General features: G+C 67.2%; 12 protein-coding genes and 1 pseudogene. 8 read left to right on the top strand and 5 right to left on the bottom strand.

The window, feature by feature from the left end; translation table 11 throughout:
• Positions 1 to 56 precede the first annotated feature (56 nt).
• Positions 57 to 815, bottom strand: a complete 759-nt coding sequence (locus tag OJI97_RS05555; protein WP_297661918.1) for a murein L,D-transpeptidase catalytic domain family protein — start codon at positions 813 to 815, stop codon at positions 57 to 59.
• Between the two features lie 169 nt (positions 816 to 984).
• Here OJI97_RS05555 and OJI97_RS05560 point away from each other — a divergent pair, with 169 nt between their 5' ends.
• Positions 985 to 1,329: an arsenate reductase family protein gene (locus OJI97_RS05560; RefSeq protein WP_297661920.1), complete on the top strand. Its 345-nt coding sequence runs from the start codon at positions 985 to 987 to the stop codon at positions 1,327 to 1,329.
• Between the two features lie 65 nt (positions 1,330 to 1,394).
• Here OJI97_RS05560 and OJI97_RS05565 read toward each other — a convergent pair whose 3' ends face one another.
• Complete coding sequence (locus tag OJI97_RS05565) at positions 1,395 to 2,672, bottom strand: amidohydrolase family protein (RefSeq protein WP_297661922.1); 1,278 nt, start codon at positions 2,670 to 2,672, stop codon at positions 1,395 to 1,397.
• Complete coding sequence (locus OJI97_RS05570; protein WP_297661923.1) at positions 2,645 to 3,559, bottom strand: neutral zinc metallopeptidase; 915 nt, start codon at positions 3,557 to 3,559, stop codon at positions 2,645 to 2,647. Before OJI97_RS05570 ends, OJI97_RS05565 begins: the two co-directional genes overlap by 28 nt.
• 173 nt (positions 3,560 to 3,732) lie before the next feature.
• On the opposite strand from OJI97_RS05570, the gene OJI97_RS05575 reads away from it, so the two are divergent.
• From OJI97_RS05575 to OJI97_RS05595, 5 genes are all read left to right on the top strand, one after another.
• Positions 3,733 to 4,878, top strand: coding sequence for a patatin-like phospholipase family protein (locus tag OJI97_RS05575; protein WP_297661924.1), 1,146 nt, complete (start codon positions 3,733 to 3,735; stop codon positions 4,876 to 4,878).
• A gap of 29 nt (positions 4,879 to 4,907) precedes the next feature.
• Positions 4,908 to 5,693 carry a 3-hydroxybutyrate dehydrogenase gene (locus OJI97_RS05580; RefSeq protein ID WP_297661925.1) on the top strand — a complete coding sequence of 262 codons (786 nt, stop codon included), beginning with the start codon at positions 4,908 to 4,910 and terminating at the stop codon, positions 5,691 to 5,693.
• A gap of 359 nt (positions 5,694 to 6,052) precedes the next feature.
• Complete coding sequence (locus tag OJI97_RS05585) at positions 6,053 to 6,703, top strand: DUF4893 domain-containing protein (protein WP_297661926.1); 651 nt, start codon at positions 6,053 to 6,055, stop codon at positions 6,701 to 6,703.
• 34 nt (positions 6,704 to 6,737) lie between these two features.
• Complete coding sequence (locus tag OJI97_RS05590; protein ID WP_297661927.1) at positions 6,738 to 8,039, top strand: amidohydrolase; 1,302 nt, start codon at positions 6,738 to 6,740, stop codon at positions 8,037 to 8,039.
• A 137-nt stretch (positions 8,040 to 8,176) separates the two neighbouring features.
• Entirely contained in the window at positions 8,177 to 8,383 is a 207-nt protein-coding gene (locus OJI97_RS05595; protein ID WP_297661929.1) for a hypothetical protein, read from the top strand.
• An 11-nt stretch (positions 8,384 to 8,394) separates the two neighbouring features.
• Here the strand turns inward: OJI97_RS05595 and recF are convergent, their stop codons facing one another.
• Entirely contained in the window at positions 8,395 to 9,504 is a 1,110-nt protein-coding gene (recF, locus tag OJI97_RS05600; RefSeq protein WP_297661930.1) for a DNA replication/repair protein RecF, read from the bottom strand.
• Positions 9,505 to 10,137: 633 nt separating this feature from the next.
• Here recF and OJI97_RS05605 point away from each other — a divergent pair.
• Positions 10,138 to 10,266 carry a hypothetical protein gene (locus OJI97_RS05605; RefSeq protein WP_297661932.1) on the top strand — a complete coding sequence of 43 codons (129 nt, stop codon included), beginning with the start codon at positions 10,138 to 10,140 and terminating at the stop codon, positions 10,264 to 10,266.
• Positions 10,267 to 10,324: 58 nt separating this feature from the next.
• Positions 10,325 to 10,504, top strand: a complete 180-nt coding sequence (locus OJI97_RS05610) for a PspC domain-containing protein (protein ID WP_297661934.1) — start codon at positions 10,325 to 10,327, stop codon at positions 10,502 to 10,504.
• 317 nt (positions 10,505 to 10,821) lie between these two features.
• Here the strand turns inward: OJI97_RS05610 and OJI97_RS05615 are convergent.
• Positions 10,822 to 11,407 (bottom strand): annotated as a pseudogene (locus OJI97_RS05615) (DNA-directed RNA polymerase subunit beta'); the annotation flags it as partial.

Here is an 11,407-nt window from a genome sequence, read left to right on the forward strand (position 1 = left end):
GCCCGCGTAAACCGCTCTGGATTGCTTCGCTGCGCTCGCAATGACGATCGCGTAGCCTAATCCGCCGTCTTTGGTATCGCCCCGCTGCTCGCACTGGTCCGGATGATATTCTCCGTCCCCGGCAGCGGCTCTGTCGGCATCGGGAAGCTCGGCATCGGCGGCGGCGCGCTCAGCTTATCGGCGAAGAGCAGCCGCCCCGGCCCCAGCTTATAAAGCACCATCGGCAGCAATTCCTCGCCGAAGACGAAGCAGCCCTCGCTGCGCCCCAGCTTGCCCTGCGTCGCGATCAGCGCCGGTTCGGCATACCAGGCGCCGTGGATGACGATCGCGCGCATGTCGGCGTTGCTGTTGTCGGCCTCCAGCCCCGCGAGCCGCATCGACGAGCCGTTCGCGCCCCAATAATAGTCGCTGGTGCGATAGGCGCCGCGCGACGAGGCCAGGCTGCCCGGCGCGTTCGAGAAGCGCTTGAGCCAGCCGTCGTGCTGCGGGTCCGACCCACGCCCGTGGGTCACCGGGAACATCTCGATCTTCCCCGCCGCCATGTCGATCAGCGCGAAGCGCGGACGCGACGACGGCAAGCCGAAGTCGACGATGCCGACGCGGTCGGTCTGGTGAATGTTGCGCGATTGCAGCGCAAGCTGCTTGCGCGCGACGGCGAGATAGTCGACCGGCGCCTGCACGGGCGCCGGGGGTATCGGTGACGACGGCTGCGCCATCCAGTCGGGCAATTGGGCGGCCCGCACCGACGTCGCGGCGAGCGCCCCCACGCCCGCCAGTCCCGCCAGCACCTTCCGCCGATCGATCAGTTCATTCACTTGAGCAGCAACCCCGCATTGGCCGCCTCCGGCGGTCCCTCGATCCTCGCATAGATCGTATCCGGGCCGGGAAAGGCAAGCTGGTGGTTCCCCTTCATGCGGGCAGATGTGCCATATATGCCATGAATAGCGGGTTTACGCTGCGCTAAGCTGTCGTTAGGGCGGGGGCATGAAGGCAGTCATCTGGCACAACCCCGCCTGCGGCACCTCGCGCAAGACGCTGGCGATTCTCGAAGAGACCCCCGGCGTCGAGGTCGAGGTGGTCGAATATCTGAAAACCCCTTATGCTGCGGACAAGCTGCGCCAGCTCTTTCGCGATGCCGGCCTCACCGCCCGCGAGGCGCTGCGCCTGCGCGGCACCGACGCCGAGGGGCGCGGGCTGGCGGACGCGAGCGAGGACGCGATCATCGCCGCGATGACCCACAACCCCGCCTATGTCGACCGCCCCTTCGTCGAGACCGAAAAGGGCGTGCGCTATTGCCGGCCGCAGGATCTGGTGCGCGAGATTCTCTGAACGGCACGTCCGCCTTGGGGTGGGGAGCCCCTAAATCATAAAATGCGGGAGGTCGTTTTCGCTCGTCAGCGAACGATCGCGCCGCCCTTCATCACATGGTCGATCGCTTCCAGCACCGTGATGTCCTTCAGCGGATCGGCCTTGACCGCGACCATGTCGGCATAGCGCCCCGGCACGATCGCGCCCACGTCGGCGCGGCCCATTTCCTCGGCGGCGCGGCCGGTCGCGGCCTGAATGGCCTGCATCGGGGTCATGCCATATTTGACCATGTTGGCGAATTGCCGCGCGTTGAGGCCGTGCGGATAGACGCCGGCGTCGGTGCCGTAGCCGATCCTGACGCCCAGCGCGACCGCGCGCCGGAACGCCGCGCGCTGGGTGTCGGTGGTCTCGCGGTTCTTGCGGAGATATTCCTCGGGCCAGCCCTCCTTGGTCCCGATCTCGTCGATATAGGTGCCGTTGTAGATGTCCATGACGAGCCATGTGCCGTGCGCCTTCGCCATCTGCAGCGCTTCCTCGTCGGCAAGGCTCGCATGTTCGATGCTGTCGACCCCGGCGCGGATCGCATTCTTGATTCCCTCGGCACCGTGCGCGTGCGCGGTGACGCGTTTGCCGCGAGCGTGGGCGACCTTCACCACCGCGCGAAGCTGATCCTCGGTGAGTTCGGGCGCGCCGGGTTCGGTGCCGATCGCGAGCACCGCGCCGGTGGCGATCGTCTTGATGAAATCGGCGCCATGGTCGAGCAGATACGCGGTCTTCTGCGCGGCCTCCTCCGGCGTCGCGGCGACGCCGAGGCGCATGTCGGGCGGAAGCTGGTCGTTCGGGACGACGCCGTTCACTTCGCCGCCGCCGCCGGGAACGGTGATATAGGCGCCTGCGACCCACATGCGCGGCCCCGGCACATCGCCGCGGTCGATCGCATTACGCAGCGCCACGTCGGTCAGCCCGCGATAGGTGCCGACGTCGCGCACGCTCGTGAAGCCGGCGTTCAGCGTCACCCGCGCGTTGCGCGCGCCGACCAGCGCGGTTTCGGCGGGCGAGGCCTTGATCGGCGCCGCGACGTCGGCGCTCTGTCCGACGTCGGCGAGATGGGTGTGCAGGTCGATCAGCCCCGGCAGCACCGTATAGGCCGACCAGTCGACGACCGTCGCCCCGGCGGGCGCCGTGCCGCACGGGCCGACCGCCCTGATATGCGCGTCCTCGATCGTCACGCACTGGCCGGTGCGCACTTCGTTCGAGACGCCATCGATCAGCCGTCCGGTCTGGACGTAGAGCGTTTCGGCCGAAGCACGCGTGGCGGCGAGCGCCGCCGCCGCGATCAGAGCGACGCGCTGAAGGTGTCGCACTGTTTCGGGTCCCCCGTTTCGAGGCCGCGGCGCAGCCAGGTCATGCGCTGCTCGCTCGTCCCGTGCGTGAAGCTCTCGGGCACGGGGCGCTGGCCCGCCGAGCGCATCAGCGTGTCGTCGCCGATGGCATTGGCGGCGCGCATCGCCTCCTCCATGTCGCCGGGCTCCATCACCGTCTGGCCGTCCTTGTTGCGCGCGCGGTTCGCCCACACGCCGGCGTAGCAGTCGGCCTGCAATTCCATGCGGACCTGCAAGGCATTGCCCTGGGCCTGCGACGCGCGCTGCTGGGCGTTGCGGACCTGATCCGAGATGCCGGTGATCGTCTGGATATGATGGCCGACCTCGTGCGCAACGACATAGGCCTGCGCCGCGTCCCCGGCGGCGCGGAATTTGTTCTGGAGTTCGTTGAAGAAATCGGTGTCGAGATAGACGCCCTGGTCGGCCGGGCAATAGAAGGGCCCCATTGCCGACTGCGCGGCCCCGCAGCCTGTATGGTCGGCTCTTTGAGAAAAGAAATAGAGGGTCGGCTTGCGATAACCGCTGATCATCTGCCCCCATACCTGATGGGTCGAACCGAAGACGTTGCATGCGAACTTCTCCGCCGCCGTATCACAGGCCACGCCTTGCGCTTGGCCGCTGCGGCTGTCGGCCGCCGGATCGGCGGTGCTGCCGCCCGACCCCAGCATGTTCATGCCCGGTCCGAGCAGGAAGAAAGCGACGACGCCGAGCAGCAGGATCGTCCCGCACCCCATCTTGCGGCCGAGCAGCATCGGCAGCAACCCGAAGAGCAGGCCGCCCATGCCGCCGCCCCCACCGCCGCCGAACCCGCCACCGCCGCGCCCGAGGTCCTGAATATCGTCGCCGGGATCATAATCGTCGAGGCGCATGGGGTCCCTCCCGCCGCTAAGTGTCTGTCCGGGGCGGATAGTGACAGCAGCGCGGGGCAATTGGAAGGGGCTTCGCGTCGATGGAGACATGGAGCGGAGACTTGCAATCTCGTCTGTTGCGGTGCACAAAAGGCCCAGGGTGCCGAACGCAGAATAAGGATCGTTTCGAGGCCATGCCCCGCCGTGCCGCCCGCGCCGCTTTGCCGCTTCCCGATCTGGTCGTCCTCGTCCTGCAAGGCGGGGGCGCGCTCGGCGCGTTTCAGGCGGGCATCTATGAAGCGCTGATCGAACTCGGGATCGAACTCGACTGGGTCGCGGGCATTTCGATCGGCGCGGTCAACGCCGCGATCATCGCCGGCAATCCGCGCGACGAAGCGGTCGGCCGGATGCGCGAGTTCTGGGAGGGGGTATCGTCGGCGCTGCCCTCGCTGCCGACCGTCGACAATGATCTGATCCGCGAATGGGTGCATCTGGGCGCGGCGGCGCAGGTCGCGAGCTTCGGCGTGCCGGGCTTCTTCGTCCCGCGCATTCCGCCGCCGATGTTCGCCGAGCGGCAGACGCCCGCCGCGGTCAGCTTCTACGACACCGCGCCGCTCGCCGCGACGCTCGACCGGCTCGTCGACTGGGACCGGCTGAACCATGGCAAGGTGCGGCTGTCGGTCGGCGCAGTCGCGGTCGAGACGGGCAATTTCCGCTATTTCGATACGACCACCGACACCATCGACGCGCGCCATATCATGGCGTCGGGCGCGCTGCCGCCGGGCCTGCCGCCGATCGAGATCGACGGGACCTGGTATTGGGACGGCGGGCTCGTGTCGAACACGCCGCTCGAGCATGTCGTGGAAGCCGGACATGAGGATATGCTCGTCTTTCAGGTCGACCTCTTCCCGGCGCGCGGCGAGCGGCCGCACGATCTGGAGGAAGCCTGGTCGCGCGAGAAGGATATCCGCTTTTCCAGCCGCACGCGGCGCATTTCCGACGGGCTGGTGCGGCGACGCAAGGAGCATCGGCTGATCGACCGGATGCTCGCCAAACTGCCGCCCGAAGCGCGCGACCTGCCCGAGGTGAAGGCGGTCGAGCGGATGATCGACGCCAAGGCGCTCAACGTCGTCCAGCTGATCCACCAGCCGCCCGCGTGGCAGACCGGGGTGCGCGATTTCGAATTTTCGCGCGCGACGATGGAGGCCAATTGGGCGCTCGGCCGTGCTGCGGTCGAGGCCGCGATGAAGGACGGCCACCTGCTCGCCGACAGCATCGCCGAAGGGCGCTCCGACAGCTTTGCCGTCCAGTCGGGCGATCTTCGCCCCAAGGCCGGCTGACCCTCTCCCCCACCTGAAAGGACTATATCATGCATCTCAAAGGCAAGACCGCGCTCGTCACCGGATCGACCTCGGGCATCGGGCTCGGCATCGCCAAGGCGTTCGCCGCCGCGGGCGCGAATATCGTCATCAACGGCTTCGGCGACGCCGACGCGATCGAGGCCGAGCGCGCGGCGCTGGCGGTGCTCAACGGCGGCAAGGCGATCTATGACGGCGCCGACCTCACCAAGCCCGACGAGATCGAGGCGATGTTCCAACGCGCCGACAAGGATCTGGGCGGCGTCGACATCCTCGTGAACAATGCGGGAATGCAGTTCGTGTCGCCGGTCGAGGATTTCCCGGTCGAGAAATGGGACATGATCATCGCGCTCAACCTGACCGCCGCCTTCCACACCATCCGCCACGCGGTGCCGGGGATGCGCAAGAAGAAATGGGGACGGATCATCGGCACCGCCTCGGCGCACTCGCTCGTCGCCTCGCCGTTCAAATCGGCCTATGTCACCGCCAAGCACGGGCTTGCGGGGCTGACCAAGACCGTCGCGCTCGAAGTCGCCGAGGCGGGGATCACCGTCAACTGCATCAGCCCCGGCTATGTCTGGACGCCGCTGGTCGAGAATCAGATTCCCGACACGATGAAGGCGCGGCACATGACGCGCGAGCAGGTGATCAACGACGTGCTGCTCGCGGGCCAGCCCACGAAGCAGTTCGTCACCGTCGATCAGGTCGCGGCCCTCGCGGCCTTCCTGACGCGCGACGAGGCGGCGAACATCACCGGCGCCAATCTCAGCGTCGACGGGGGATGGACCGCGGCCTGACCGAATAGGAACAGGTTCGCGCAGAGATCGCAGAGGATTCGGTTCACGCGGAGACGCGGAGGCGCGGAGAGATGGTGCCTGCCGCGAAGCGGCCTTCTCCGGCAACCTGTCCAGAACCGCGATGGGGTAGGGTATGAAGGGGCCTGTCGGCCCAAACCATAATCTCCGCGCCTCCGCGTCTCCGCGTGAATCCCTTGCCCCTTACCCTCTGCGATCTCTGCAGCCTCTGCGCGAATCCTTCTCCACACCCGGTGTGAGTTCCAGCCGCCGTATCGCCTTCGCCGCCATTCGGCGTGCACGGCCTTGAGCATTTTCCTTCCGGCTCTTAAGGTTAACCGAACAGGGGGCAGGAGGACGATATGCGGGGTCGCATCCCAAAACTATCCATCGTGGCGCTGGGGCTTGCCCTCGGCGCCTGTCAGACGGTGCCGTCGGTGCCGCCATCGTCGGCCGACGCGCCGGTCGCCGATCCGGCGGGAACGTGGCGCGCCACCGCGACCGCGCAGGACAAGCAACGCATCCGCAACTGGTATTCGAGCTGGACCGCCGCGCTCGCCAGCGCGCGCGCCAAGGGCTATGGCGCGAGCGTCGAGCACGAAGGCGTGCTGCTTCAGCCCAACGCCGCGCTGCCCAACCCGCATCTGCCGCCGGGCGACTATCGCTGCCGCACGATCAAGGTCGGGACGCAGGGACGCGGGACGCTCGGCTATATCGCCTATGACTGGTTCCGCTGCCGCGTCGCGCCCGAACAGGGTTTGATGAGCCTGACCAAGCTCACCGGGTCGCAGCGGCCGGTCGGGCTGATCTTTCCCGACAGCCTGACGCGGCAGGTGTTTCTGGGCACGCTGGTGCTCGGCGACGAGTCGATCGCGGTCAGCTATGGCAGCGACCGGATGCGCGACATGGCGGGGCTGGTTGAACGGATCGGCGACAATCGCTGGCGGCTGGTGCTTCCGTCGCCCGCCTATGAATCCTTGCTCGACGTGATCGAGCTCGTTCCGGCCGGCTGACAAAAAGGGGAAGATGATGATGCGGAGCTTGTGGATGGGCGTGGCCGCCCTCGCGATCGGCGCGCCCGCCGCGGCGCAGGATCTGGGCGCCGAGGTGCAGAAGCAGATGCCGTCGCTGATGACGATCTACAAGGATCTGCACGCCAACCCCGAACTCAGCTTCATGGAGGTCCGTTCCGCGGGCATCCTTGCCGCCGAGGCGCGCAAGCTCGGTTTCGAGGTGACCGAAAAGGTCGGCGGCACCGGCGTCGTCGCGGTGATGAAGAACGGCCCCGGCCCGGTCGTGCTGATCCGCGCCGACATGGACGGGCTGCCGGTGACCGAGCAGACCGGCTGGCCCGGCGCGTCGAAGGTGCGGGTGACGACCAAGGAAGGCGTCGAGACCGGGGTGATGCACGCCTGCGGCCACGACACCCACATGACGAGCTGGATCGGCACCGCGCGGCTGATGGCGGCGAACAAGGACAAATGGTCGGGCACGCTGGTGATGATCGGCCAGCCCGCCGAGGAACGCGGCGCGGGCGCGCGGATGATGTTGGCGGACGGGCTCTATACGCGCTTTCCGCGCCCGCAATATGCGATCGCCTTTCACGATGCGGCGCAGTTTCCGGCGGGGATGATCGGCTATACGCCGGGCTATGCGCTGGCGAATGTGGACAGCGTCGACGTCCTGGTCAAGGGGCTCGGCGGTCACGGCGCCTATCCGCAGGCGACGAAGGACCCGATCGTGCTCGCGAGCCGCATCGTGACCTCGCTCCAGACTCTGGTGTCGCGCGAGACGAGCCCGCTCGACAGCGCGGTGGTCACGGTCGGCAGCTTCCACGCCGGCGCCAAGCACAACATCATCCCCGACGAGGCGAAGCTGCAACTGACAGTGCGCAGTTACACCGACGCGGTGCGCACGAAGCTGCTCGACGGCATCGCGCGCATCGCGAAGGGCGAGGCGATCGCCGCGGGCATCCCCGAGGACCGCATGCCGGTGGTGAGCGTCGAGAAGGAGGAATATACCCCCGCGACCTTCAACACGCCCGATTTCACCGAGGAGATGGCGGCTGGCCTCAAGGCCCGCTTCGGCGACCAGCGTGTCGTCCAGCTTCCGCCGGTGATGGGCGGCGAGGATTTCGGCCGCTATTCGCGCGACGAGAACAAGGACATCAAGAGCCTGATCATCTGGGTCGGCGGCGTTCCGCAGGCCGAATTCGACGCAGCGAAGAAGGAGGGCCGGACGCTCCCCAGCCTCCACTCCCCCTTCTGGGCTCCCGACGCCCCCGCGGTCATCTCGACCGCGACCGAGGCGCTGACGTCGATGGCGATGAAGCTGATGGCGAAGGCATAGAGGGATCGGCTGACGGACGACTGACCTTGCATCGTCATCCCGGACTTGATCCGGGATGACGAAAGTCTGGAATCCACCGCTTCCCGGCATCCCCTTCGCGCTGGACAAGATCGCCACCGCGCGGCTACCCGCGCCGCATGGGTATCACAGCAACGATCATGAACACCGCCACCGGCGAGCCGCTCCAGAAAATGAGCTTCAACCGGATGCCGAAACCGTGGGCCAGCTTCACGCTCGCGACCGGCGAGCTCGTCACCGCCGAACGCATCGACGTCGGCAAGCCCGCGCCGGGCAAGTTCGCGGCGCCGATCAGCATCTGGGTAACGGTCAAGCCGAAGGGCTGACCCCGGCGGCGTCAGCCCGCCGCGATCCGTCCGCCCGCGATCCGGAATCGCGTCACCGGACCCGGCATGTCGGCGAACAGCGCCGCCTCGGTTCCGGTCAGCCACGCCTGCCCCCCCTGCCCCGCGAGCCGTTCGTAGAGCGCGGCGCGGCGCGAGGGGTCGAGGTGCGCCGCGACCTCGTCGAGCAGCAGCACCGGCCGCGCCCCGCGCGCGCGCGCGACGCAGTCGCTGTGTGCGAGGACGAGTGAGAGCAGCATCGCTTTCTGCTCGCCGGTCGAACAGCGCGCCGCCGCCCGGCCGGTCGCGGCGTGGACGGCGGAGAGGTCGTCGCGGTGCGGCCCCGCGGTCGCGCGGCCCGCGGCGGCATCGATGCGGCGGCGCGCGGCGAACAGGGTCTTGAGCGCCTCGACATCGTGCGGCCCCTCCCTCTCGCGCCCTTCGCCGTCGACCAATGTCAGCAGCGGCCGCGCGAACGGCGCGTCGGGCTGATCGGCGAGTTCGGCCGCCAGCGCCGCCAGCGTGGACAAGCGCGCGGCGTCCATCGCGGCGCCATGCTCGGCGAGCTGCGCTTCCAGGCTGGCGAGCCATTGCGGATCGGCCTGTCCCGGATCGGCGAGCAGCTTGCCGCGCGCGCGCAGCGCCGCTTCGTAGCGGTTGCTGTGCTGCGCGTGACGCGGGTCGAGCGCGAGGACGAGGCGGTCGAGAAAGCGCCGCCGGTTGCCCGCGCTCTCGACGAACAGCCGGTCCATCGCGGGGGTCAGCCAAAGGATCGCGATCCACTCGCCGAGCGAAGCAGCCGCCGCGGACGCGCCGTTGATCCGCACGATCCGCCGCCCCGGATGCGCGGGCTCGATCCCCGTCCCCAGTGCGACCGGCGGCAGATCGGCCCCGGCGAGAACTTCGGCGAAGATGGCGAAGCCGCCGCTCGCACCGTCGCGCACCATGTCGGACAGCGGCGCGCGGCGCAGCCCCCGGCCGGGCGCGAGCAGCGAAATCGCCTCCAATATGTTGGTCTTGCCCGCGCCATTGTTGCCGTGCAGCGCCACCAGCCCCGGCCCCGCCGCCATGTCCGCGCCGGCATGATTGCGAAAATCGGTCAGCGAAAGGCGGGTCAGCGTCATGCCCGATTGCGACTACCGCACGTATCGGCCGTACGCCAGTCTTCAACAGTCTCGTCCCCCCGGACTTGATCGGCCTTTATTCCTCCGAGACATGCAAAGCGGGAGCTTGGCGGCGAAAGCTGGCGTAGATGGGGTTCGCGCAGAGGCGCAGAGAGGAAGAGTTGAAGTTCACGCGGAGACGCGGAGCCGCGGAGGGGATCGGACTTGCCGCGAAGCGGCATTCTTCATGCAACGCCGCGGCTTGCCGCATCCTCGACGAAAAGAGGGGGCCTGTCGGCCCGAACCTGCCTCTCCGCGGCTCCGCGGCTCCGCGTGAACCAAAATCTCTGCGATCTCTGCGCGAAGCTTATGAAACGGCCGGGCATCGCCTGCTTCACGACTGGTTTCTCCAGGCTCTCGTCAGAAACCATACGGGCCGGAGAGGGATAATCCCCGATCAAGTCCGGGATGACGATATTGAAATTTCCTAAAATCGGGAATTTTCACCATATCACCGCAAAATTCCCGTTGGAATAAAATGTCCAAATCCGAAAATCCGCAGTTAACCGCCAATGAATGAAATTGGCACGCCCCCTGCAATACATTGGGCATCCACCGGATGGCCCGGCGGACCCATATAGGAAGGACAAGATCATGACTCATTTCAACGTCGACTCGCTCAAGAGCTACGCCATCGCCGCGGTTGCTTCGCTCTATTGCTCGATGCTGTTCCTCGCCGCTGTCGGCCCGAACGCTGCGCATTTCGGTGGGCTGGTCGCCTGACCAGCCCCCGAAGGCCACCAAGAACGCCGGTCCTCGGGCCGGGATCGAAAGGAAAGACATGAACCAGGGTTTTCGCAAGAATCGTCGCAGCGGGATGATCTTCGGCGTGTGCGCCGGGATGGCCGACCAGTTCGGCATCGACGTCTTGTGGACGCGCGTCGGCTTCGTCGCCCTGACATTGCTGGGCTTCGGCCTGCCGCTGCTGCTGTACCTCGCCGTCGCGATCCTCGCGCCTTAGGACAGCCCGGGCCGGAGGTCTTGAAGGCCAGTCGCGCCGGTCCGCACATTCCCAAAAGACCCAGGGCCCGCCGGTCATGCCGGTGGGCCTTTTATTTTGTCGAGCTACTATCTTTCATCGTCCCTCACCTTCGTCATTCCCGCGAAAGCGGGAACCCAGTGTGGGATCAGCCGACGCACGCTCTGGGTTCCCGCTTTCGCGGGAATGACGAAGAGGGAAGATATCCGTTTCCAACCCCCACGCGCTGCCCAAAAGAAAAAGCCCCGCCGGATCGCTCCGGCGGGGCTCATTTCCATCAGGCCATCGGGCCGAGGGGCTTATTCCTCGCCTTCGCCTTCCGGCCGGTCCTCGACCATCACGTCGTCGGTGGTGAAGTCCTCGCCCTGCACCTTGCCCAGCGGATCGTCGCCGATCGCCGCCTCGGGGCCCTGTGCCAGTTCGGCCTCATGTTCCTCGGCGGCGGTCTGCGGCGCGATCAGATGTTCCTGGTTCGCGCGCATCGCCGCACGCAGCGCCGCGTCCTTCGACGAGGCGGTGACGCGGACGCGGTTCATGGCAGCGCCGGTGCCCGCCGGGATCAGGCGGCCGACGATGACATTTTCCTTGAGGCCCTGCAGCGAGTCGATCTTGCCCTGCACCGACGCTTCGGTGAGAACGCGGGTCGTTTCCTGGAAGGACGCCGCCGACACGAAGCTGCGCGTCTGCAGGCTCGCCTTGGTGATGCCCAGCAGCACCGGGCGCCCTTCGGCGGGCTTGCCGTTCTTCGGCAGCTTCGCGTTATATTCCATCATCTCCAGATAATCGAGCTGTTCGCCCGGCAGCAACGTGGTGTCGCCGCCGCTCGTGATCTCGACCTTCTGCAGCATCTGGCGAACGATCACCTCGATGTGCTTGTCGTTGATC

It is taken from the genome of Sphingopyxis sp. (assembly GCF_025869345.1).
Lineage (GTDB): Bacteria > Pseudomonadota > Alphaproteobacteria > Sphingomonadales > Sphingomonadaceae > Sphingopyxis.

Coding starts and splice junctions, on each gene's coding strand:
- OJI97_RS05580 (WP_297661925.1), top strand. CDS start 4,908: ATGCATCTCAAAGGCAAGACCGCGCTCGTCACCGGATCGACCTCGGGC.
- OJI97_RS05560 (WP_297661920.1), top strand. CDS start 985: ATGAAGGCAGTCATCTGGCACAACCCCGCCTGCGGCACCTCGCGCAAG.
- recF (WP_297661930.1), bottom strand. CDS start 9,504: ATGACGCTGACCCGCCTTTCGCTGACCGATTTTCGCAATCATGCCGGC.
- OJI97_RS05605 (WP_297661932.1), top strand. CDS start 10,138: ATGACTCATTTCAACGTCGACTCGCTCAAGAGCTACGCCATCGCCGCG.
- OJI97_RS05585 (WP_297661926.1), top strand. CDS start 6,053: ATGCGGGGTCGCATCCCAAAACTATCCATCGTGGCGCTGGGGCTTGCC.
- OJI97_RS05595 (WP_297661929.1), top strand. CDS start 8,177: ATGGGTATCACAGCAACGATCATGAACACCGCCACCGGCGAGCCGCTC.
- OJI97_RS05570 (WP_297661923.1), bottom strand. CDS start 3,559: ATGCGCCTCGACGATTATGATCCCGGCGACGATATTCAGGACCTCGGG.
- OJI97_RS05590 (WP_297661927.1), top strand. CDS start 6,738: ATGGGCGTGGCCGCCCTCGCGATCGGCGCGCCCGCCGCGGCGCAGGAT.
- OJI97_RS05610 (WP_297661934.1), top strand. CDS start 10,325: ATGAACCAGGGTTTTCGCAAGAATCGTCGCAGCGGGATGATCTTCGGC.
- OJI97_RS05575 (WP_297661924.1), top strand. CDS start 3,733: ATGCCCCGCCGTGCCGCCCGCGCCGCTTTGCCGCTTCCCGATCTGGTC.